The sequence below is a fragment of the Blautia sp. HCP28S3_G10 genome, assembly GCF_052065235.1.
Taxonomy (GTDB): Bacteria; Bacillota; Clostridia; order Lachnospirales; family Lachnospiraceae; genus Blautia_A.
Window position 1 is genome coordinate 1 of the sequence record NZ_JBQHUL010000038.1, and the last position, 21,971, is coordinate 21,971.

The window sequence follows — 21,971 nt, forward strand, 5'->3', positions numbered from 1 at the left end:
GGTGAATGTTGTTGTCTTGCCATAGTTGGACTCCTTTCGTTATAAAAATCATACGGGAAATCCAACTTAGAAACAATGATTTTTTTGTCTTAATTTATGGGTTCATTATATCTCTCTATCCACTATGGTGTTGATAAATGTAAACAATGCACCTACGAATTTGAAATATCCCAAGAAGAATCTGATGAATTTTCAAAAAATTTTGAAGAAATTACCTTTTGTAGACTTCATAAATCTTGTAATCTACCAAATAATTTATTTAGTTTAAACAAAAATATCCAATCTCATACTTAATTATTATTGTCATTTGATTGTCACGAAACATAGAAAAAGCCCGCAACCCCGCATAAATGCTGGGATTGTGGGCTTTACTCTCCTATTCAAACTCAATCGTTCCTGGTGGTTTGCTGGTCAAATCGTAGAATACGCGGTTAACGCCTTTAACTTCATTAATAATACGATTCATGACTTTGTTGAGTACGGAGTACGGGATTTCTGCTGACTCAGCGGTCATGAAGTCGATTGTTTTTACTGCACGGAGAGCAACTGCATAGTCATATGTTCTGAAATCACCCATAACACCTACGCTACGCATGTTTGTCAGTGCTGCGAAATACTGATTCGGCATCCAGGACGGTAATTCGCCGTGTTCTTCTTTATATTCAGCTGCTGCCTTGTCCACTTCTTCACGGTAGATATAGTCAGCATCCTGAACAATTTTAACCTTTTCTTCTGTTACTTCTCCGATGATACGGATTCCAAGTCCCGGTCCCGGGAATGGCTGACGGAATACAAGTTTCTCTGGAATTCCAAGTTCCAGTCCTGCTTTACGAACTTCGTCTTTGAAAAGATCGCGAAGTGGTTCGATGATTTCTTTGAAATCAACGAAATCCGGAAGACCGCCTACGTTGTGATGTGATTTAATCACTGCGGATTCACCGCCAAGACCACTCTCTACAACGTCCGGATAAATAGTTCCCTGCGCAAGGAAATCCACTGCTCCGATTTTCTTTGCTTCTTCTTCAAAAATGCGGATAAATTCTTCACCGATGATCTTACGTTTTGCTTCCGGCTCTGTAACTCCGGCTAGTTTGTCGTAATATCTCTGCTGTGCATTGACACGGATAAAATTCAGATCAAACTGACCATTCGGTCCAAATACACCTTCTACTTCATCTCCTTCGTCTTTACGAAGAAGACCGTGATCTACAAATACGCAAGTCAGCTGTTTACCGATTGCTCTGGAAAGAAGTCCTGCTGCAACGGAAGAATCAACTCCGCCAGACAGAGCAAGGAGCACTTTTCCATCGCCAACTTTTTCACGGATTTCTTTTACAGTATGCTCAACAAAAGCGTCCATCTTCCAGTCTCCAGCACATCCGCAGACACCAAGCACAAAGTTGGACAGCATTGTCTTACCTTCTACTGTATGAAGAACTTCCGGATGGAACTGGATCGCATACAGGCTCTTTGCTTCGTTTTCTGCTGTAGCTACCGGACAGTCTGCTGTATGTGCGGAAATTTCAAATCCAGGTGCTGCTTCGGAAATATAATCTGTATGGCTCATCCAGCAGATTGTTTTCTCCGATACATTTTTGAAGATTTTGGAATCTTTCTTGTCGATCAGAACTTCTGTCTTTCCGTATTCGCTGACGGATGCTTTTTCAACTTTTCCGCCAAGGACATGCATCATAAGCTGTGCGCCATAGCAAAGTCCAAGTACCGGAATACCAAGCTCAAATAATTCTTTCTGGTAAGTCGGTGAATCTGCTTCGTAACAGCTGTTCGGGCCGCCGGTAAGGATAATTCCCTTAGGATTCATCTCTTTGATCTTTTCAAGATCTGTCTTGTAAGAATAAATTTCGCAATATACGTTACATTCTCTGACACGTCTTGCAACCAGCTGATTGTACTGACCACCAAAATCAATTACAATAACTAATTCTCTTTTCAAGGCTTTCCTCCTGTTTCCCTATAAACTCATCTTTTGAATCTGTTTTTCATTATAAATGAGTGAGCGAACTTTTACAACGACTAATTTTTGCCGTGAAAAACTTATTTTCAACTCTTCTTTATAAAATTTATTTCTTTTTTAGAAAATCCTCACGTTTTCTTCAACTTCTTATCACAGTTTCATCACAGATTCCCGGTATATTAATAAGCAAATAAAGCAAACGCTTTTTTACATAGATATTTTTCTTTTTCATACTCGCCGGGCACTGGTTGCCCGGCCCTCCTTCTTTTTAACACCAAAAGTCCCGATAAAAATCATTGTTTCCACATCAAAAGGTACATTCAAGAAATTTTGCATCGAGAAATCTCCTTTACCTTCAAATCGATGTCAATCACCAAGCATATCGGATTTTTCTGGCATCGAAAAACCTATCATGTGTTAAAATCGCTGTAAGATTTCCCCCAAATGTAGTATATCTGACATCGCAAAATAAATCTCTCACCAAAATTGATGCTTTATCAAGAGAAATTTCTTGTTTTACGCAATGTCTGTATTGTATAATACAGTTATTATAAGGGGTGAACAAGCATATATGGACAAGCAATCTCCCCCTGACATTAAGCCAGCTAAATCAACATCAAAGATTGTTCCTATTCTAATTTTTCTTCTTATAATTTTGATTGTTATACTAATATTTACATATTATCCGCAACTTGGTAATTTAAATTTATGGAAATAAAGCCTGTCAATCAGGTCTTTTTTCAAAATAAAAATGTGCTGCAATTAGATTGCATGTAAGAAAGGTGTGGGGTGAAATGCAGAAAAGGGAAGGTATTATGAAAAAACAAATAAAAAAAACTTTATCTATCTTGTTAATATTATCTTTAATTGCAATAATGGCAATACCTGTTATGGCAAAAGATAACGGTACCTGGACACTAGAACAAAGTGTGGATGATTTCGGGGATAAAAGCGGAAATCCTGTTATACAATCAGAAATCACTGGCACATTCAGTAATACGGCAACCTCAGAGAGTGATTTAAAAGTTATTGCATATATTATATCAGATGACACCGGAACTATTGTTGGAGAGGGAAAATATGTTTTAGCATTTCGTCTTTTCGAATACGGCGATCATGTGGCAACTTATATATCGTCTGATAGTAAAATTTTAAAAACAAAAATTGGTGATACAGTAAATGAATATGAATTATCTGGAAGTGCACCAAATGGTGATTTATATGTAGATGTGAACACTGTAGTTTCTGAACTAAACACAGCAGAAGATATAGACAATTATATATCTGGTCAAAATAGTAATTACGGTGAAGCAATCGCCAAACAACTGGTAGATGGTAATGATATAAAATGTGTTATAAAAATCGGTTCATCTAAATATAATTTTGTGCTGGAGTCAGGAAATATCAAAGATGTATTTGATGAGCTAATGCAAGACGGAAATCATAGCTTACCACAGGATATAGAAGGCCAGGAAGTAAGGCAGCAAAATCAGGAAACAGCTAAACAAGAACAGGACGAACTTGAAAAATCTCAGGCAGCAGAAGATTATTATAAATCAATGCGAAACTTTTTACTTTCTGTAACTACAGGAGAACCTCAAAGAATAGATGTATATGAAGATAATTATTTAAACGCACATTATACGGAATATCCTATTTTGACACAAGAAGAATTAGAAAACGCTTTTCCAGGACAATATTTGATTTATTCTTTCGGAATAGGAGCAACTCTTGATGGCGAATACATTAATCTGGCAGAAGATGGAAACGAGCATCTTTTAGGATATTACAGAGCAAATGATAGTTCTTTTCAATCCAGAGAAGATTTTAATCCTAATTACGAAGAAATTCAGGGATCCTGGAAAATTGAAGATGGAAAACTAACAATACCTGGCATGGGCCCAGATGGTGATTCGTACGAAATCAGGGATACTGGATATGAGGGATACTACTTAATGTCATATTGGTCTAAAAAAACAGGTACTTCAGATGTACCTGGTAAACTAATAGTTGCAACAGATGATAACCAAAATCTGTTATATAGCTTACCAGATGAATAAATATATGATAAATAAGGAGTGGATGGCATCCGCTCCTTTCTCATGTATCTTTATAATAGCAGTGTATGTCTATCCTCCTGAAATCTCCGCAAACCCACATAAACAAAGAAAAAACACCGTCCCCGCAGCTCTCATATGTCTGCAAAAACAGTGTCTCTACTGCGCCTTCAGGGGTTCGAACCCTGGACACCCTGATTAAGAGTCAGGTGCTCTACCAACTGAGCTAAAAGCGCACATTTTATTCATTTGGCGTTGGCTGATTTCTCAACGCAAGAATCATTATATGAAACCTCGACATAAAAGTCAAGAAAATTTTTATTTTTTTTTCAAAAAGTTTATTTTTCTTTTTTATTTTTCCCTCCCGGACTGAGTGTGTCCAGGAATTTATCCAGTTCGTCAGCATTCTTTCTTATTTTGTTCAGGCAGCTGTCCGCACACCTGTGATCATAGCTGAACTGCGCCATCATTGCCTGCAGACGGCTGCTTCCTTTTTTTGACGGCATATGATTCTCCTTTTCCCGTCTGGTCGAAACCAGTCAGGCATTCTTTCTATATCATATGCAGCACCGGCGTAACTGTTCACTGACAAAATTTCATAAATCAAACGAACAGTTACCCCATGCTCCTGGATATATCAGATGTGAAATGACTCCCAACTCTGTAGGTGGCGAGCAACAAATCAGTATCAGTGGTGGGAGTCAATCCCCATCTGATATAACATTATTTATAAGAAGCGATCAGTTTACAGATCGGATTTCCCATGGAAGAAAATTTCTCCTCATACTCTGTCATAACATTTCCTTCCACCATCTCTTCTTCATGGTGAAGGTCAAAAGAATACGCCAGCAGATTCCAGTCTGCCTCTTTTACTTCTTCAAGTGAAAATTCAAAGAGCTCCCGGTTGTCTGTTTTAAATTCCACGGTTCCTGCCGGATCAAGGATTTCTTTGTATCTGGCAAGAAATTCCCTGGAAGTAAGACGTCTTTTCGCATGTCTTGCCTTCGGCCACGGATCGGAAAAGTTCAGATAAATACGCTTTACTTCGTCTTTTTCAAAGACCTCCGGAAGCAGTCTTGCATCCATACACATAAATTTCAGATTATCCAGTTTTTCTCCTGCTTCTTCCAGTTTTTCTCTTCTCTGAAGTGCCCTGAGAAGTACACTGTCATACATCTCAATCCCTACATAATTGATATCCGGATGAAGCCTGGCCATGTCCATGAGGAAACGCCCTTTTCCCATTCCTACTTCGATATGAAGCGGATTTTTCTGCGGAAACTGTGTGTCCCATTTTCCGCGGCATTCTGACGGATTCTGCACTACATATTCACTTCCTGTAATAGCATCTTTTGCTCCTGGTATATTTCTAAGTCTCATATATCCTCCTGCACATAATGTGTCAAATTTACTGTTATACTGCTGTTTATATTTCTTTTCCGCTATTCCCGGACATCGGTCCAAAGCATCTTTTATCATACAGGATTCACGAAATTACAGCAAGCAGTATTTTGACTTGTTCATACATAAACTGCCCTCAGCTGTTCATCCACACTATTCAAAATATTTATAGTGCCCCATTCAGCAACCTTGCATATATAATATAAAAATAATTATTATTTGTTGTACATTTTTTAATGGTATTTTTTTAACAAAAGGTGTATTATATGATAAAGTTCCCAAAAAGCAAGACAAAAGGAGTGTAAATATGGAACAGATTTTAAATAAGCTTTCCGAAATCGAAATAACTGCTGAACGCATTATGGAGGACGCAGATCGAAACAAAGCTGCTCTATCTGATGAAATGGAACGCCAGTGTAAAGCTTTCGATAACGCCCTTGAAAAAGAAACTAATCAGAAAATCCAGGAACTTCGTAACAATCTGGAAGACCAGAAAAACCAGGAAGTAACGATGCTTCGTCATAATACAGAAAAAGCCCTCGAAAACCTGGAAAACTTTTACAATCAGAATCACGGACAGCTTTCGGAAGATTTATTCCAGCAGCTTCTTGACCGCTGAAAGGAGTGATGCATCATGGGAAGCCTGCTTTCCTACAGCGGAATTTCGGCCAAAATACGTGCCATGCAGAGCAAACTTATCACAGAAGAACAGATTCAGGAAATCCTGCAGCTTCCGAATACCAGCCAGGCCATTGCCTATCTGAAACGAACACCGGAATATGCAGATATCTGGGCTTCTGTAAATGAAACAGAAACTCACCGTGGTCAGATTGAAAAGCTGCTGAAATCTTCTATTTTTATTAATTTTTCAAAGATTTATCAGTTTGCAAACTCAGAACAGCGAAAATTTCTTGAGCTTTATTCCAAGCGTTACGAAATTCGTGTCCTGAAAGAAATTATGACAAATATTTTTGACCACCGTAATACAGACCCTATTGATATTTCTCCCTACAGGGAATTTTTTCGCAAACATTCCAAGCTGGATATTGACCAGCTGATTACCTGCACTACTATGAGTGAACTCATAAATGCCATGAAGGGAAACGAATTCTACTATCCCCTTTCCCGCATCCAGAATCATGATTCTGCTCTTCTGTTTGATTATGGAATGGCACTTGACCTTTATTATTTCACTCAGATATGGCGTGTCCGCAAAAAACTTTTTTCCGGTGATGATCTCCGGCAGATCACCACTGCCTATGGTGAGAAATTTGATATGCTGAATCTTCAGTTTATTTTCCGCTCCAAGCGGTATTTTCATATGGCTCCTGCTGATATTTATGCACTGCTGATCCCTATGAATTATAAACTGAAAAAAGATGAAATCAGCAGCATTGTTGAGGCAAACACTTACGATGAGGCACGTGCCTTCTTCCGTAAAACTTATTACGGAAAAAAATATGAACATCTGGCAGCACATAATCTGGAAGAGTTTTATAACTATATGCTGCGCCAGACCCTGGAAAAAGAAGCCCGCAGGAATCCATATTCCGTAGCTCTTCTTTATTCCTACATGTACCACAAAGAACATGAAGTGAACCGGCTGACAATTGCCATAGAATGTGTTCGTTATGGTGTGTCACCGGATGAAGCGATCCAATATGTTCGTAATAACTAATTCCCGGAGGTATCAACGTGATTGAAAAAATGAAATTTTTAAGCATCACCGGGCCCAAAGCGGACATTGACAGAATGACAGAAACCTATCTTTCCAAGTATGAAATTCACCTGGAAAATGCACTTGCTGAACTGACAGAAGTTGCCAATCTGTCTCCGTTTTTGGAAATCAATCCTTACAGAGACGCTCTGAATACTATTGACAGTTTTTATGAGCAGCTTGAGGAACCGGAAAAGCTTATCCCCAAACCAATGGATATTGAAACTGCGCTGTCTGTTGTCAGTCAGGTCAGAAAACAGTCACAGAATCTGACTGCTGAAAAAGAACAGCTTCAGGCTCAGCATTCAGAAGTTCTTGATTCCCTGAAGATCATACGTCCATTTAAAAATCTGGATTATGATATTTCATCTATCCTGAAATTCAAATATATCCACTTCCGGTTTGGACGAATTGAAAAACAGTATCTGCAGAAATTTGAAAAATACATTTATGATAACCTGGATACTCTTTTCATTAAATGCGGTGAAGATGAACAGTATATCTACGGTATTTACTTTGTTCCCGAACATCAGGCCCACAAGGTTCACGCCGTATACTCTTCCATGCATTTTGAGCGCATCTATATGCCTGACAATTATGAAGGTACTGCTGCCGAAGCTTTTCAGGCTCTTGACAGCCGTCACCGTGATATCCACGCAAAACTGAATGCAAACAAGGACGCTTTTCAGAAACTGTTCAGTGACAACAAAGAAAAAATCGTTTCTGCAAAAGCAGTTCTCAGTTCCTGCTCTTCCAGTTTTGATGTCCGTAAACTTGCTGCCTGCACACAGGGGGACAATAATACCTTTTATATCCTGTGTGGCTGGATGACCGAAAAAGATGCTGTTGCCTTCCGGAAAGACATTCAGAATGACGACAAAATTTTCTGCCTTATGGAAGACCAACAGGCTCCTGCAAAGAAAAAACCGCCGACAAAACTTAAAAATCCAAAGCTGTTCAAGCCATTTGAAATGTATGTCAAAATGTATGGTCTTCCGGCCTACAATGAAATAGATCCGACCTGGTTTGTGGCACTCACTTACTCCTTCATCTTTGGCGCAATGTTCGGAGATGTCGGACAGGGTCTTGTTCTTTTCCTCGGCGGCATGATTCTTTATAAAACAAAGCACATGGATCTGGCCGGAATCATCGGATGCGCCGGTGTCTTTTCCATTTTCTTCGGATTCATGTACGGAAGTTTCTTCGGATTTGAAGATATACTCCACGCCATATGGCTGAAACCGATGAATGCAATGATGAACGTCCCTCTTGTAGGGCGTCTGAATGTAGTCTTTGTAGTTGCAATCGGATTTGGAATGTTTATCATTCTTACCTGTATGGTATTTAATATCATCAATTCGGTTCGAAGTCATGATGCCGAAAAAACATGGTTTGACAGTAATGCTGTAGCCGGACTCGTTTTCTATGGAGCCATCGTGCTTTCCGCAGGACTTATGATCTCCGGCAAAAAACTCCCCGGCGCCGCCGTACTTATTATTATGTTCGGTATTCCGCTGGTACTGATGTTCCTGAAAGAACCTCTCACCAATCTGGTTGAAAAGAAAAAAGAAATCCTGCCGGAACAGAAAGGCATGTTCTTTGTACAGAGTTTTTTTGAACTTTTTGAAGTTCTGCTCAGCTACCTTTCAAACACACTTTCCTTCCTGCGAATTGGCGCATTTGCAGTAAGCCACGCAGCCATGATGGAAGTTGTGCTCATGCTTGCAGGTGCAACAGAAGGCGGCAGTCCGAACTGGATTGTAGTCGTTCTCGGAAACATCTTTGTATGTGCCATGGAAGGTCTTATTGTCGGCATCCAGGTTCTTCGTCTGGAATACTACGAGATCTTCAGTCGTTTTTATGCAGGCAATGGCCGTGAATTCAGGCCGTTCAATAAAAAATCAAAATAATTTTTTATCATCAGGAGGACATTATTATGAACATGATCATTCAAATTGTAACCGCAATCGCTCTGATTCTCAGCATTATCGTACCTTTTGGCTACTTTTTCCTCGGCGAAAAATCCAAAAAGCGTTATAAAAAATCACTTGCAGCAAACTGCTTTATGTTCTTTGGCGTTCTGCTTGTAGCCACTGTTGTTGCATTTGCAGGAACTTCCAGCGTACAGGCTGCCGGTTCTTCCGCTGACGGACTTGCAACAGGCCTTGGATATCTTGGTGCCGCTCTTGTTACAGGTATTTCCGGTCTTGGTTCCGGTATCGCCGTAGCAAGTTCTGCAAGCGCAGCTCTTGGTGCGCTCAGCGAAGATGGTTCCCTTTTTGGTAAATCCATTATCTTCGTAGCTATGGCCGAAGGTATCGCTCTTTATGGACTGATCATTTCTTTCATGATCTTAGGTAAGCTTTAAAAGGCGGAATTTCTATGAAAATGTATTTAATCAGCGACAATGTTGACACTTACACCGGCATGCGTCTGGCTGGCGTAGAGGGCACCGTAGTTCATGAAAGAAGCGAACTGAAAGAAGCCCTCGAACGGACTATTTCTGATAAGGAAGTTGGAATCATCCTGCTTACTGAAAAATTTGGCAGAGAATTTCCTGAGATCATTGATGAGGTACGTCTTCACCATAAGACACCGCTTATCATTGAAATCCCTGACAGACATGGCACTGGACGCAAACCGGATTTCATCACTTCATATGTCAACGAAGCAATCGGACTTAAATTATAAGGAGTAACCCCATATGACAATTGATGAGAAGCTGCAGCATTTTTACGAGGTTTCCATAGAAGAAGCAAAAGAAGATGCCTCTCAGGCACTCGAAGAGCACAGACAGCACCTTGCAAAAATGCTGGAAGATCACAAACAGACTCAGAGGCAGAATGCAGAAGCACAGATAAAAGCAGAAACAGAACACGTGCGCAGAGAAGTTAATAAAGCACTCTCAGCAGAGCAGATCAACCTGAAAAGAGACTGGTCCAAGAAACAGGAAGAACTGAAACAGAAACTTTTTACTGAAGTAAAAGAAAAAGCAGTTCAGTTCATGACCACACCTGATTATGAAGAATATCTCTGCCGTAAGATCAGAGAAGCCAGAGACTTTGCCGAGGATGATGAAGTCCAGATTTTTCTTTCCGCTAATGATAAAGACAGATTAAAGACTCTGATTGAAAAAACGGGAGTTCCTCTCCAGATTTCCCAGGAAGATTTTCTCGGGGGCATCCGTGCAGAAATTCCTCAGAAGAATATTCTGATTGATAATTCTTTTTCAGAAAATCTTGCTTCCATGCAACAGGAATTCAAATTTGACGGAGGTCTGAACCATGAGTAAAACAGGTATTATTTACGGTGTCAACGGTCCTGTCATCTATCTTAAAGGAGATCCGGGATTCAAGATTTCCGAAATGGTCTATGTCGGACCTGAAAATCTGGTCGGTGAAGTCATCGGTCTGAAAAAAGGAATGACCACTATACAGGTTTTTGAAGAGACTACCGGCCTCCGTCCCGGTGAAACAGTTACCGGTACCGGAGATGCCATCTCAGTTCTTCTCGGACCTGGTATCATCCATAATATATTTGACGGTATCCAGCGTCCTCTGGAAGAAATTGCAAAGGCTTCCGGAAAATATATCTCCCGTGGTGTCAGTGTAAATTCTCTTGATACCCACAAAAAATGGTCTGTACACCTCACTGTAAAGGAAGGAGATGTTGTAGGGCCCGGAACAATTATCGCAGAAACACAGGAAACTGCTTCTATTATTCATAAATCAATGGTTCCCCCAACCATAAAAGAAGGAACTGTTATTAAAGTTGTTCCGGACGGTGATTATACAATCCTGGAACCAATCGTAACCCTCAAACTGATGGATGGAACCACCAGGGATATCGCCCTTGCACAGAAATGGCCAATCCGTATCCCACGTCCTACTTACAAAAGATTTCCGGCAAGTGTGCCACTGGTAACAGGCCAGCGTATCCTTGATACCCTGTTTCCTATTGCCAAGGGTGGTACTGCTGCTGTTCCCGGAGGATTCGGAACAGGTAAAACCATGACACAGCACCAGATTGCCAAATGGTCTGATGCAGATATCATTATCTATATCGGCTGCGGTGAACGAGGAAACGAAATGACCCAGGTACTGGAAGATTTCAGTAAGCTGATCGACCCGAAATCTGGCAACCTGATGATGGACCGTACAACTCTGATCGCCAATACTTCCAACATGCCTGTTGCAGCCCGTGAGGCATCTATCTATACAGGTGTAACACTTGCAGAATATTACCGTGACATGGGTTACGATGTTGCGATCATGGCAGACTCCACTTCCCGTTGGGCAGAAGCTCTTCGCGAACTTTCCGGACGTCTGGAAGAAATGCCTGCTGAGGAAGGTTTCCCAGCTTATCTGGCCTCCAAACTTTCAGCTTTTTATGAAAGAGCCGGCATGATGCAGAACCTTAACGGAACAGAAGGTTCTGTTTCCATTATCGGTGCGGTTTCCCCACAGGGCGGTGACTTCTCCGAGCCTGTTACCCAGAATACGAAGCGTTTTGTCCGCTGTTTCTGGGGACTTGACAAATCACTCGCCTATGCAAGACATTTCCCGGCAATCCACTGGCTCACCAGTTACAGTGAATATCTGGAGGATCTTGCTCCATGGTACAGAGATCACGTTTCACCGAAATTTGTAGCTGACCGAAATCAGCTTATGGCAATCCTGAACCAGGAAAGTTCTCTTATGGAAATCGTCAAACTGATCGGAAGCGATGTACTTCCTGATGATCAGAAACTGACACTTGAAATTGCCCGCGTGATCCGCCTCGGATTTCTTCAGCAGAACGCTTTCCACCAGGAAGATACCTGTGTCCCAATGGAAAAACAGTTCCAGATGATGGAGATCATTCTTTATCTTTATGAAAAATCCCGTGCACTGATCAACCGTGGAATGCCTGTTTCAGTCCTGAAAGAAGACAATATATTTGAGCGCATCATCTCTATTAAATATGATGTGCCCAACAATCAGCTGGACAGATTTGAACAGTACAAAAAAGATATCGATGAATTTTATGATAATGTCATGAAAAAGAACGGCTGACAGGAGGGATTTTCAAATGGCAATCGAATATTTAGGACTAAGCGAAATAAACGGCCCTCTGGTAGTTCTTGAAGGTGTCAAAAACGCCTCCTATGAAGAAATCGTGGAATTCCATATGGAAGACGGAACACGCAAAATTGGCCGTATTATAGAAATTTATGAGGACAAAGCTGTTATCCAGGTTTTTGAAGGAACTGACAGTATGTCTCTTACCAACACCCACACACGACTTACCGGACATCCGATGGAGATCGGACTTTCTCCTGAAATCCTCGGACGTACTTTTAACGGTATCGGCCAGCCAATTGACGGTCTTGGAGAGATCACTCCTGAAGTAAGACTGAACATCAATGGCCTGCCTCTGAATCCGGTAACACGTGAATACCCACGTAACTACATTAATACCGGTATCTCCGCTATTGACGGACTTACCACACTGATCCGCGGACAGAAGCTGCCTATTTTCTCAGGCAACGGTCTGCCACATGACAAACTGGCAGCACAGATTGTTCAGCAGGCTTCTCTTGGAGGAGACTCCGATGAAAACTTTGCCATCGTATTTGCAGCCATGGGTGTCAAATATGACGTAGCTGAATTTTTCCGCCGCACATTTGAAGAAAGCGGTGCTTCCGACCACGTTGTTATGTTCCTGAACCTTGCCAATGACCCGGTTGTAGAACGTCTTCTGACACCGAAGATCGCACTTACTGCTGCCGAGTATCTGGCTTTTGAAAAAGGCATGCACATTCTGGTTATCCTCACAGATATCACTTCTTTCTGTGAAGCCATGCGTGAGGTTTCCTCTTCCAAAGGCGAAATTCCTTCACGAAAAGGTTATCCCGGATATCTTTACAGTGAACTGGCTACTCTTTATGAGCGTGCCGGAATCGTACAGGGCGGCACCGGATCTGTTACGCAGATTCCAATCCTGACCATGCCAAATGATGATATCACACATCCGATTCCTGACCTTACAGGTTATATCACAGAAGGCCAGATTGTTCTCGACCGTCAGCTTCACGGACAGGCAATCTACCCGCCGATCAATGTCCTTCCTTCTCTTTCCCGTCTGATGAAAGACGGTATTGGTGAAGGATATACAAGAGAAGATCATCAGGACGTAGCCAACCAGCTTTTTTCCTGCTATGCAAAAGTAGGCGATGCACGTGCCCTGGCTTCCGTTATCGGTGAAGATGAGCTTTCTCCTATTGACAAACGTTATCTTGTATTTGGTAAGGCTTTTGAGGCAGAATTTGTCGGACAGACTGAAACCGAAAACAGAAGTATTACCGAGACTCTGGATAAAGGATGGGAACTTCTCGGACTCCTTCCTAAAGAAGAACTTGACCGTATTGACACTAAGATCCTTAACAAATATTATCATGAAACGGTGCGCTGAATCTGACACCCGTATATCAAAGGAGGTGATTTCATGGATCCGAATACCTTTCCCACCAAGGGAAATCTGATTCTTGCCAAAAACTCCCTCGCTCTTTCCAGACAGGGATTTGAGCTGATGGACAAAAAAAGAAATATTCTTATCCGTGAAATGATGGAACTGATCGATCAGGCCAAGGACATTCAGACACAGATTGATGAAACCTTCCGAACAGCCTACAGAGCGCTCCAGAAAGCCAATATGGAACTTGGTATCGCATTTGTACAGCAGGTTTCCTATACCGTCCCTGTTGAGGATTCCATACGTATCAAGACCCGCAGTGTTATGGGAACAGAAATTCCTCTGGTGGAATATGACAAAGAAATCACAAACACTCCGACTTATGCCTATTACAGCACAAAAATGTCTCTGGATGAAGCAAAAGCCGCATTTGAAAAAGTAAAAGAACTTTCCATCCAGCTGTCTGCGATTGAAAACGCCGCTATTCGACTGGCTGCAAATATCAAGAAGACACAGAAACGTGCAAATGCCCTCAAAAACATTACAATTCCAAAATACGAGGCACTTACCAAAGACATCCAGAATGCTCTGGAAGAAAAAGAACGTGAAGAATTCACACGACTGAAAGTCATTAAACGAATGAAGCAGAAGTCCTCGTAACTTCGACAGATAACCCGCTCAGTTAATCCTGGGCGGGTCTTTTTGTGTCACGATATACAGAAAAAATCACTGCTTTTCGTTTTATGCATTTCATCATATTGTCTGACAATTAATGTTTCAAAGATTAAAATTACTCTTTTGGAGATGAAATTTTATAATATTTTCACTATGAAAAAGTCAATAGGTTTTTGTATTTTTCTGTCATTTTTTTTAATTTCATGATTATTAACCAAAACACTTGTTTCTTTACAGCTTATGTAAAACTCACATTCCACATGTTATTTTGGTGGATAATGTGGATAACTTTGTGTATAACTCATTTTTATGGGTTTTTTTACGTTTTCAGAATGTGGAAAACTTTTGCACCTTTTTTTGTGTTATCCACATTATCCCCCATTATGCGACAGACTTTGTGCATATTGCCAAATTACTGACAAACTTCGACAAAACTCACCAAAAATATAATCTGAAATCTTTTGATTCCCATATTAATTCTCCATAAGATATCTCTGCGCCGAAGCTACTGCATTTGCACCATCTGCCACTGCTGTAACCACCTGTCGGAGTTTCTTTGTACGGATATCTCCTGCTGCAAAAACACCCGGCGTATCTGTCACGCCATCTTCACCTGCAATAATATATCCACTCTCGTCCAGTTTTACCAGATTTCTGAACTTCTCCGTATTTGGAAGGATACCAACTGCAATAAACACACCATCAACAGAAATTCCTTTCACTTCTCCTGTGTGAACGTCTTTTACTTTGAGACTTTCCACCTTTTCTGTTCCCTCTATGGCAAGCGGAATACTGTTCCATACCATTTCCACATTTTCACAGGAAGCAAGTGTTTCCTGAAGGATCTTTTCCGCACGGAGTTCGTCTCTTCTGTGAACTACATACACTTTCTTACAGGTGCGTGAAAGAAGGATTGCGTCTTCCACAGCCACATTTCCACCGCCTACTACGGCAACTGTTCTGTCCTGGAAAAATGCGCCATCGCAGGTGGCACAGTAGGAAACCCCCATTCCACTGAGTTCTTCCTCTCCCGGTATTCCAAGCTGTCTGTGGGCTGCCCCACAGGCAAGAATCACTGTTTTTGCCCTGTATTCGTTTTTCTTTGTGCGGATAACTTTGACTTTGTTTTCCTCTTCAATGGCTAAAACAGGCTCCCTTTTAGGTTTCAGGCCCATCTTTTCTGCATGAGCTGCCATTGTCTCTCCCAGATCCAGCCCTGTGATCCCCGGGAGTCCCGGATAGTTATCAACTTCATATGTGTCCACAATCTGTCCGCCCTGAACAAATTTTTTTTCAAGCCAGATGGTATTCATTTTTGCACGTGCTGCATAAATTGCTGCACAGATACCGGCAGGACCGGCTCCTAATATTGCGAGGTCATAAATTTCTGACATAATACATCCTCCTTATCCAGACTTCATCTGATATCTTATCCAGTTTAGCATATAACCATGTCTTTTCCAATAAAATAGTAAAAACCGTTTATTAGAGGTTTCTATGTATCTGAATTTCCATAAATCCCGTTCCCCCTCATTTATAGCTTTGTTCCTGCTGGCTGTTTTTATTCTCGGAATACTTCTTGGCAGCATTAACGCTGGAGGGGCATCAGAAGACCGGCGCTTTCGTAAGTTTACGGATGAACTCTTTCAGCAGGAAGTCTCCGGCAGTATGTTGACTCTTCACTATTCCCTTGCATATCCCGAAAAGAAAAAAATCTCCCGGCCTGCCCCTTCCCTCGGTACTGTCTCTTCCGATATGACAGACATTTACACACAGTGCAGAAAAATCCAGGAAAAACTGAAAACATTCCGATATTCACAGCTTTCTCACGAAAATCAGATCACATATGACATGCTGCTTCTGTACTTCCACACACGGGAGGCACCAGGCAAAAACAGCCTTCTGGAGGAAGTTTTAAGTCCCTCTCTCGGTATCCAGGCACAACTTCCTGTTCTTCTTGCGGAATATGCTTTTTATGAAGATCAGGACATCGCCGACTATCTGAATCTGCTGCTTTCTGTTGAGCCATATTTTCAGAGTATCCTGAAATATGAGCGGGAAAAAGCCGCCGCAGGATTTTTTATGAGTGATACTACTCTGGACCGTATTCTGAAACAATGCCAGTCCTTTATTCAGGAGCCGGACTCCAATTATATGCTTGAAGTTTTTTCCAACAAGCTGAAATCATATGGAAAGCTTTCCAAATCCGAACAGAATACTCTGAACAAACGTCACAGGGAAATTCTGCTCACCAGAGTTATTCCCGCTTATCAGCAGTTAATGACAGGGTTGAGCCAGCTGCGTGGTTCAGGTCACAATACCATGGGGCTTTCGCACTTTCAGGGCGGTCAGAAATATTATCAGTACCTCATAAACAGTGAAACGGGAAGTTATGACTCTATACAGAAGATTCAGCAGAGACTTCTTACGCAGTTGAATCAGGATACAGGCAAAATCCGTCAGATTCTCAGAGAACAGCCTTCTCTTCTGCGAAAAATACAGCAGGGGACTGACCTCCGGAAGTTCTCACCGAAAGAGATTCTCCAGACACTGCGCCGGAAATCTGCCTCTGATTTTCCTGAACTGAACCGTTCACTTTCTTATGAAATCCGTTATGTACATAAATCCATGAGAAATTTTCTGAGCCCTGCTTTTTACCTCACTCCACCGCTTGATACAGGGACACCAAATGTTATTTACATTAATCCTTCTGCCGGCACTTCCAGTCTGGAATTATTTACCACCCTTGCCCACGAAGGATTTCCCGGTCATCTTTATCAGACTGTTTTTTTCGCTAACTGCAATCCCTCTGATATCCGCTATCTGATCTCCTGCAGCGGCTATGTGGAGGGATGGGCTACTTATGCTGAGTCCTGCAGTTATAAGTATGCCGCTGAATATATTGATGATCCTGCTGCCTCTGATTTTGTGACTCTGTGCTGGCTGAATCGAAGTGTAAATCTCTGTATCTATTCGCTTACCGACATAGGTATACATTACCAGGGCTGGACACCGGAAGCTGCTGCATCTTTCCTGAAAGCTTTCGGAGTTACCAACGAACATACTGTTCAGGAAATCTATCAGTACATTGTAGAAACTCCCGGTAACTATCTGAAATATTATGTAGGATATCTGAATTTTAACGATCTGAAAGTTCAGTGGCAGGAAGCTCTGGGGAAAAATTTTGATCCGAAGGAATTCCACAGGGAAATACTTGAAACCGGCCCGGTTCCTTTCCCTGTTCTTAAGAAATATATGAATCAGAAACTTTCTGAAATCACGAAGGAGGTGCCCGCCGGCACCTCCCTTAAAAATCTGTCTTATAACTGTCAAAAAATTTCTGTAATTTTTTCAGTGCTTCTGTCAACACTTCCGTTTCTTCTGTATCAAGGCCCTCCAGCACAGCAAGCACCATTCTTTCATGGAACATTTTGTGGTGAAGATAGGCTTTTTCCCCTTTGGGGGAAAGAGATACAAGAACAACTCTTCTGTCTTTTTCACTGCGCACACGTTTTACGTAACCTTTCTTAACCAGATGATTCACTGCAATCGTAAGTGTTCCCACCGTCACAGAAAGCGCCCGCGCTACTGTAGACATATTCTTTGGCTCCTGTATTCCGATAGCCTCCATGACATGCATGTCTTTTACAGACACATCTTTATATTCGGAAGTGATCAATGCTCTCTCTTCAATATCCATTATTTCCCTGAAAAGAGTCACCAGCACCTCATTTACTGTTTCATATGAACTCATCCTTACCCCTCCACCTTTGATATCCTTATTATACCCTATAACAGTTTGGTTCACAAACTTTTTTCATTGCTGTTCATTTTTTTCAACAAAAACTTTCTTTAGATGGAGTAATTTGTTATAATGATAAAACAAAACACACAAAGGAATCTGTTATGAAAAAAAATAAAAATATACCATTAAACCTGCGAGAGCAGATGAACTCCCGTATCGGCCTGATCTGTTCCGTTGTAGTTCTCATTCTCCTGGTTCTTATTTTTCATCAGCTGGATTACAATCTGATTCAAAAACCCGCAGATGAGGCCAAAAAGCTCGAAGAACAGAAAAAAGCAGAAGCAGAAGAAGCAGCGAAAACTCCTGTAGTTACCACTGCAAGTGTAATTGCTGTCGGTGACAATCTTTATCACCAGAGCCTTATTGATGCCGGAAAAAGCGATTCAGGAACATGGAATTATGATGCGATCTACGACAAAGTCAAAGACCAGATTCAGGCAGCAGATGTGGCCATGGTAGACCAGGAAACAGTTTTCACCACCGACCATGACGCAGTCAGCTCATATCCATCTTTCGCAACTCCTACAGAAGTTGGTGATTCACTGATCAATATCGGATTTGACGTAATCGAATCTGCCACTAACCATATTGATGATTATGGATTTGATTATCTTGACCAGACACTGAAATTCTGGAAAGAAAAATATCCTTCCATTCCTGTACTTGGAATTCATGATTCACAGGAAGATGCAGATGCAATCAAAACTCTCGAAGTAAACGGTATCAAAATCGCTTTTCTTGATTATACATATGGAACTAATAATTCCGGTGCCGGAGAAGGCAAAGAATACATGATCGATATCATGAATGACAAGAATAAAGTCGCTTCCATGATAAAAAAAGCCAAAGATGCCAGCGATTGTCTGATTTTTGTCGCACACTGGGGTAAAGAAGGCGAGGCAATGCCCACTGAATATGAAAAAGAATGGGCCACTTTCCTGATGCAGCAGGGTGTCGATATAGTAGTCGGCGGCCATCCGCATATACTGCAGCCTTACGGTCGTATGTCAGATGATCAGGGACATAATATGCTGATCTTCTACTCTCTTGGAAACTTTGTTTCCACGCAGGAATCTCTTACCGGGCTTCTGGAGGGAATGGCAAGCTTCACCATTCAGAAATCCACCCTGAACGGCAAATCCACTATTGAAATACTGGACCCGACCGTCAAACCAATGGTTATGCATTACAACAAGGACACCGGCGTATTCAACCCTTACATGCTCGACGATTACACGGAAGATCTCGCCTCACAACATGGTGTACGTGATATCCTCGGAGAAGAATTCTCACTTGCAAACCTGCAGGCAAAATTTAAGGAGATTATGTCCATGAACGTAGAACCGTCCACAAATACCAATCTCCTTGGTGTAACCTTTGATTATGAATCAAATATGATTGATTCCAGCGGAAATGTTGTAGAAGACACCTGGTCCATCAGTGCTCAGCAGTACCTCGAGAATCAGGGTGTCACACCAGTAGGTGGTGATGCTTCCGACGATACCGAAGATAGTTCAGATGATGATTCGTACGATGATTCGTATGATGATTCGTATGATGATTCGTACGAATGATACAATTGTGCTTTAAAGTTACAAATCCCCCAGGATGACTTCATTATATGCAAAAGCCTTGTTCAGAAACCTGGAAGCACTAAGGCATATTCGATTTTATAAAAAGCACCCCGAAAAATGGACAACTCGCTGTCGCTCAGACAGTCTCATTTTTCGAGGTAATATAAAATCTCATATGCCAAGTACTTCATCAGATTTCTTCAGGGCTTCCGCCATGATGAAGTTCACCTGGGGGATTTTGACTTTCACAGACAACTACTGCTACAGCTCTTACGAACAAGGTCACCACTTCCTGTACAACATACGGTCCCGTGGCACCACCCTCGCGCTGTTGCAGAGCAGAGAGGAACAGTCTTTCCATCTTCCCCGTATGATCTTCGTTGGTGCAGGAGCCCTGAAGAAACCTGTAGAAGTACTTGGCTTATTGGATTTTATATTACCCCTGAAAATGGCACTGTCTGAGCGACAGCGAGTTGTCCATTTTCAGGGGTGCTTTTTATAAAATCCTATACGCCTTAGTACTTCCAGGTTTCTGAACAAGGCTTCTGGCAACAATGAAGTCAGCCCGGGGAAGTTATATATCTTATTTTCTCCCCAGCAACAGCCTCTCCGCATTCTCCGCCGTCACAGCAATAACCTGCTCAGCTTCAACACCCTTAATTCTTCCAATCTCCGCAGCCACAAATTTAAGGTTCAGCGATGAATTTCTTTTCCCTCGATTAGGCTCCGGGCTAAGGTACGGACTGTCTGTTTCAAGCACGATCTGTTCCAGCGGCGCATATTCCACAACTTCCTTCAGCTTCCGGGCATTCTTGAAAGTGACCACGCCTCCGACACCCAGGTAAAGCCCCATGTTCAGATATTCCCTTGCCATTTCCTTTCCATAGGAAAAACAATGGATGATACCCCCATACATACCACCTTTTATATACTCTTTCACAATGTCAAGAGTATCCTGTGCAGCCTCCCTGCTGTGGACCATAAACGGCATCTTTTTCTCACGGGCAATCTCCATCTGTGCACAGAAAATCTCTTTCTGGATACGATGTTCTTCATCTTCTTTGTGCCAGTAATAATCCAGTCCGATTTCTCCTACTGCCACTGCTTTTTCAAGGTCACAGCATCTGCGGATCTTATCCAGAACTTCCTCAGTCACCTTATCTGCGTCATCCGGATGAATCCCGAAAGCGCCGTAAATAAACGGATATTTTTCCATAAGATGCGCAGTATCATCAAGGCTTTCTATGGACGCACATGCATTGACAATCTTTCCAATTCCATTTTCGTTCATAGAACCAAGAAGGCTTTCTCTGTCAGCATCAAAAGCCTCATCATCATAATGCGCATGTGTTTCAAAAATTTGCATTTTACTCATCAGATGTATGCTCCTCTATTTCAAATGTATCTCCTTCTTCAATAATTCCGCCATGAAGAACCCTTGTAAACACACCCTCCCTTGGCATAATACAATCGCCCATCTTCTGGAATATAGCACAGCCATGATGGCATTCTTTTCCAATCTGTGTCATTTCAAGCACAACATCTCCACAACGAAATCTGGTACCGACAGGCAGAGATGAAAAATCAAATCCTTCAACTACAAGGTTTTCACCAAAAGCTCCATCCTCTACTTCTGCACCTCTGGCCCGGAAAGCATCTATTTTTTCCAGTGACAGAAGGCTTACCTGACGATGCCATTTTCCGGCGTGTGCATCCCCTTTGATTCCCCAGTCCTCAACAAATTCTGCACTCTGTATCCGGTGTTTCTGCGTACCCTTTTTTTCACTGATACACACTGCAATTACTTTTCCCATAATCTCACTCACTTTCTGGCACAGTCTGAAGCCTCTCCTGTAAGGATTTCAATTCCATGTCCAAGTGCATCTATAATATACTCGAGGCATTCCTTTACCGCCTTCGGGCTTCCCGGAAGATTAACGATCAGTGTCTTTCCCCGGATCCCTGCTGTGCCCCGGCTGAGCATGGCTCTTTTGGTAATTGTCATGCTGTACGCACGTATCGCCTCTGGAATCCCGGGAACTTTTCGTTCTATCACTTCTTCAGTTGCTTCCGGTGTAATATCTCTTTCCGAAAATCCGGTACCACCTGTGGTAAGGATCAGTTCCGCTTTTCCTGTATCTGCAATCTCCTGCAGTTTTCCGGCAAGCATGACCTGATCATCCGGAAGAATATCCATAGATACCACCTCATATCCTGCTTTTTCAACAATCTCTCTTGCGGCTGGTCCGCTTAAATCTTCACGTTGTCCTCTGTATCCACTGTCACTGGCTGTAATAATCGCCACTCGTTTCAT

Annotated in this window: 19 protein-coding genes, 1 tRNA gene and 1 pseudogene; 12 read left to right on the forward strand and 9 right to left on the reverse strand. The window is 41.9% G+C overall.

What is annotated here, in order from left to right:
- Positions 1 to 376: 376 nt before the first annotated feature.
- Entirely contained in the window at positions 377 to 1,954 is a 1,578-nt protein-coding gene (guaA, locus tag ACTNB8_RS13480; RefSeq protein WP_441055505.1) for a glutamine-hydrolyzing GMP synthase, read from the reverse strand.
- Positions 1,955 to 2,769: 815 nt separating this feature from the next.
- Here guaA and ACTNB8_RS13485 point away from each other — a divergent pair.
- Positions 2,770 to 4,035 (forward strand): hypothetical protein, encoded by a 1,266-nt coding sequence (locus ACTNB8_RS13485; RefSeq protein WP_441055507.1) that lies wholly within the window; start codon positions 2,770 to 2,772, stop codon positions 4,033 to 4,035.
- Positions 4,036 to 4,195: 160 nt separating this feature from the next.
- Here ACTNB8_RS13485 and ACTNB8_RS13490 read toward each other — a convergent pair.
- The 3 genes from ACTNB8_RS13490 to trmB all read right to left on the reverse strand — a co-directional run bounded on the left by ACTNB8_RS13490 (position 4,196) and on the right by trmB (position 5,412).
- Positions 4,196 to 4,268, reverse strand: a tRNA-Lys gene (locus ACTNB8_RS13490).
- 102 nt (positions 4,269 to 4,370) lie between these two features.
- On the reverse strand, positions 4,371 to 4,538 hold the full coding sequence (locus tag ACTNB8_RS13495) for a hypothetical protein (RefSeq protein ID WP_441055509.1): 168 nt from the start codon (positions 4,536 to 4,538) through the stop codon (positions 4,371 to 4,373).
- 217 nt (positions 4,539 to 4,755) lie between these two features.
- Positions 4,756 to 5,412, reverse strand: coding sequence for a tRNA (guanosine(46)-N7)-methyltransferase TrmB (gene trmB, locus ACTNB8_RS13500; RefSeq protein ID WP_441055511.1), 657 nt, complete (start codon positions 5,410 to 5,412; stop codon positions 4,756 to 4,758).
- Positions 5,413 to 5,740: 328 nt separating this feature from the next.
- Here trmB and ACTNB8_RS13505 point away from each other — a divergent pair, with 328 nt between their 5' ends.
- The 9 genes from ACTNB8_RS13505 to ACTNB8_RS13545 are packed head-to-tail and all read left to right on the forward strand — an operon-like array spanning position 5,741 to position 14,263.
- Positions 5,741 to 6,052, forward strand: coding sequence for a hypothetical protein (locus ACTNB8_RS13505; RefSeq protein ID WP_441055513.1), 312 nt, complete (start codon positions 5,741 to 5,743; stop codon positions 6,050 to 6,052).
- 15 nt (positions 6,053 to 6,067) lie between these two features.
- Positions 6,068 to 7,111, forward strand: a complete 1,044-nt coding sequence (locus tag ACTNB8_RS13510) for a V0D/AC39 family V-type ATPase subunit (RefSeq protein ID WP_441055515.1) — start codon at positions 6,068 to 6,070, stop codon at positions 7,109 to 7,111.
- A gap of 17 nt (positions 7,112 to 7,128) precedes the next feature.
- Complete coding sequence (locus tag ACTNB8_RS13515; protein WP_441055517.1) at positions 7,129 to 9,060, forward strand: V-type ATP synthase subunit I; 1,932 nt, start codon at positions 7,129 to 7,131, stop codon at positions 9,058 to 9,060.
- A gap of 26 nt (positions 9,061 to 9,086) precedes the next feature.
- Positions 9,087 to 9,518 (forward strand): ATP synthase subunit C, encoded by a 432-nt coding sequence (locus ACTNB8_RS13520; RefSeq protein WP_441055519.1) that lies wholly within the window; start codon positions 9,087 to 9,089, stop codon positions 9,516 to 9,518.
- A 14-nt stretch (positions 9,519 to 9,532) separates the two neighbouring features.
- A complete protein-coding gene (locus tag ACTNB8_RS13525; RefSeq protein WP_441055521.1) occupies positions 9,533 to 9,841 on the forward strand; it encodes a V-type ATP synthase subunit F in 309 nt (102 codons plus the stop codon).
- Positions 9,842 to 9,854: 13 nt separating this feature from the next.
- Complete coding sequence (locus tag ACTNB8_RS13530; RefSeq protein WP_441055523.1) at positions 9,855 to 10,442, forward strand: V-type ATP synthase subunit E; 588 nt, start codon at positions 9,855 to 9,857, stop codon at positions 10,440 to 10,442.
- A complete protein-coding gene (locus ACTNB8_RS13535; RefSeq protein WP_441055525.1) occupies positions 10,435 to 12,204 on the forward strand; it encodes a V-type ATP synthase subunit A in 1,770 nt (589 codons plus the stop codon). Before ACTNB8_RS13530 ends, ACTNB8_RS13535 begins: the two co-directional genes overlap by 8 nt.
- 16 nt (positions 12,205 to 12,220) lie before the next feature.
- Positions 12,221 to 13,603 carry a V-type ATP synthase subunit B gene (locus ACTNB8_RS13540; protein WP_296158476.1) on the forward strand — a complete coding sequence of 461 codons (1,383 nt, stop codon included), beginning with the start codon at positions 12,221 to 12,223 and terminating at the stop codon, positions 13,601 to 13,603.
- Positions 13,604 to 13,636: 33 nt separating this feature from the next.
- The gene (locus tag ACTNB8_RS13545) at positions 13,637 to 14,263 is read left to right on the forward strand and encodes a V-type ATP synthase subunit D (protein ID WP_441055527.1); all 627 of its coding nucleotides are present in this window, start codon (positions 13,637 to 13,639) and stop codon (positions 14,261 to 14,263) included.
- A gap of 488 nt (positions 14,264 to 14,751) precedes the next feature.
- On the opposite strand, the gene trxB is transcribed toward ACTNB8_RS13545, so the two are convergent.
- Positions 14,752 to 15,672, reverse strand: coding sequence for a thioredoxin-disulfide reductase (gene trxB, locus ACTNB8_RS13550; RefSeq protein ID WP_441055529.1), 921 nt, complete (start codon positions 15,670 to 15,672; stop codon positions 14,752 to 14,754).
- Positions 15,673 to 16,033: 361 nt separating this feature from the next.
- Here trxB and ACTNB8_RS13555 point away from each other — a divergent pair.
- Positions 16,034 to 17,524: pseudogene (locus tag ACTNB8_RS13555) on the forward strand (DUF885 domain-containing protein); the annotation flags it as partial.
- A gap of 61 nt (positions 17,525 to 17,585) precedes the next feature.
- On the opposite strand, the gene ACTNB8_RS13560 reads toward ACTNB8_RS13555, so the two are convergent.
- Positions 17,586 to 18,032 (reverse strand): MarR family winged helix-turn-helix transcriptional regulator, encoded by a 447-nt coding sequence (locus ACTNB8_RS13560; RefSeq protein WP_441055531.1) that lies wholly within the window; start codon positions 18,030 to 18,032, stop codon positions 17,586 to 17,588.
- Positions 18,033 to 18,184: 152 nt separating this feature from the next.
- Between ACTNB8_RS13560 and ACTNB8_RS13565 the strand changes: the two genes are divergently transcribed.
- Entirely contained in the window at positions 18,185 to 19,657 is a 1,473-nt protein-coding gene (locus ACTNB8_RS13565) for a CapA family protein (RefSeq protein WP_441055533.1), read from the forward strand.
- A 583-nt stretch (positions 19,658 to 20,240) separates the two neighbouring features.
- On the opposite strand, the gene ACTNB8_RS13570 is transcribed toward ACTNB8_RS13565, so the two are convergent.
- From ACTNB8_RS13570 to ACTNB8_RS13580, 3 genes are read right to left on the reverse strand one after another with little or no spacing between them, the layout of a single operon-like run.
- Entirely contained in the window at positions 20,241 to 21,032 is a 792-nt protein-coding gene (locus tag ACTNB8_RS13570; protein WP_441055535.1) for a TatD family hydrolase, read from the reverse strand.
- Complete coding sequence (locus ACTNB8_RS13575) at positions 21,025 to 21,471, reverse strand: MOSC domain-containing protein (RefSeq protein WP_441055537.1); 447 nt, start codon at positions 21,469 to 21,471, stop codon at positions 21,025 to 21,027. The genes ACTNB8_RS13570 and ACTNB8_RS13575 overlap by 8 nt, the downstream gene beginning before the upstream one ends.
- Positions 21,472 to 21,479: 8 nt before the next feature.
- Entirely contained in the window at positions 21,480 to 21,971 is a 492-nt protein-coding gene (locus ACTNB8_RS13580) for a MogA/MoaB family molybdenum cofactor biosynthesis protein (protein ID WP_441055539.1), read from the reverse strand.

Excerpts from the sequence above, each read along its gene's own strand:
- ACTNB8_RS13485 (WP_441055507.1), top strand. The coding sequence starts at position 2,770 with ATGCAGAAAAGGGAAGGTATTATGAAAAAACAAATAAAAAAAACTTTA.
- ACTNB8_RS13495 (WP_441055509.1), bottom strand. The coding sequence starts at position 4,538 with ATGCCGTCAAAAAAAGGAAGCAGCCGTCTGCAGGCAATGATGGCGCAG.
- trmB (WP_441055511.1), bottom strand. The coding sequence starts at position 5,412 with ATGAGACTTAGAAATATACCAGGAGCAAAAGATGCTATTACAGGAAGT.
- ACTNB8_RS13505 (WP_441055513.1), top strand. The coding sequence starts at position 5,741 with ATGGAACAGATTTTAAATAAGCTTTCCGAAATCGAAATAACTGCTGAA.
- ACTNB8_RS13510 (WP_441055515.1), top strand. The coding sequence starts at position 6,068 with ATGGGAAGCCTGCTTTCCTACAGCGGAATTTCGGCCAAAATACGTGCC.
- ACTNB8_RS13520 (WP_441055519.1), top strand. The coding sequence starts at position 9,087 with ATGAACATGATCATTCAAATTGTAACCGCAATCGCTCTGATTCTCAGC.
- ACTNB8_RS13525 (WP_441055521.1), top strand. The coding sequence starts at position 9,533 with ATGAAAATGTATTTAATCAGCGACAATGTTGACACTTACACCGGCATG.
- ACTNB8_RS13530 (WP_441055523.1), top strand. The coding sequence starts at position 9,855 with ATGACAATTGATGAGAAGCTGCAGCATTTTTACGAGGTTTCCATAGAA.
- ACTNB8_RS13535 (WP_441055525.1), top strand. The coding sequence starts at position 10,435 with ATGAGTAAAACAGGTATTATTTACGGTGTCAACGGTCCTGTCATCTAT.
- ACTNB8_RS13540 (WP_296158476.1), top strand. The coding sequence starts at position 12,221 with ATGGCAATCGAATATTTAGGACTAAGCGAAATAAACGGCCCTCTGGTA.
- ACTNB8_RS13545 (WP_441055527.1), top strand. The coding sequence starts at position 13,637 with ATGGATCCGAATACCTTTCCCACCAAGGGAAATCTGATTCTTGCCAAA.
- trxB (WP_441055529.1), bottom strand. The coding sequence starts at position 15,672 with ATGTCAGAAATTTATGACCTCGCAATATTAGGAGCCGGTCCTGCCGGT.
- ACTNB8_RS13560 (WP_441055531.1), bottom strand. The coding sequence starts at position 18,032 with ATGAGTTCATATGAAACAGTAAATGAGGTGCTGGTGACTCTTTTCAGG.
- ACTNB8_RS13565 (WP_441055533.1), top strand. The coding sequence starts at position 18,185 with ATGAAAAAAAATAAAAATATACCATTAAACCTGCGAGAGCAGATGAAC.
- ACTNB8_RS13570 (WP_441055535.1), bottom strand. The coding sequence starts at position 21,032 with ATGAGTAAAATGCAAATTTTTGAAACACATGCGCATTATGATGATGAG.
- ACTNB8_RS13575 (WP_441055537.1), bottom strand. The coding sequence starts at position 21,471 with ATGGGAAAAGTAATTGCAGTGTGTATCAGTGAAAAAAAGGGTACGCAG.
- ACTNB8_RS13580 (WP_441055539.1), bottom strand. The coding sequence starts at position 21,971 with ATGAAACGAGTGGCGATTATTACAGCCAGTGACAGTGGATACAGAGGA.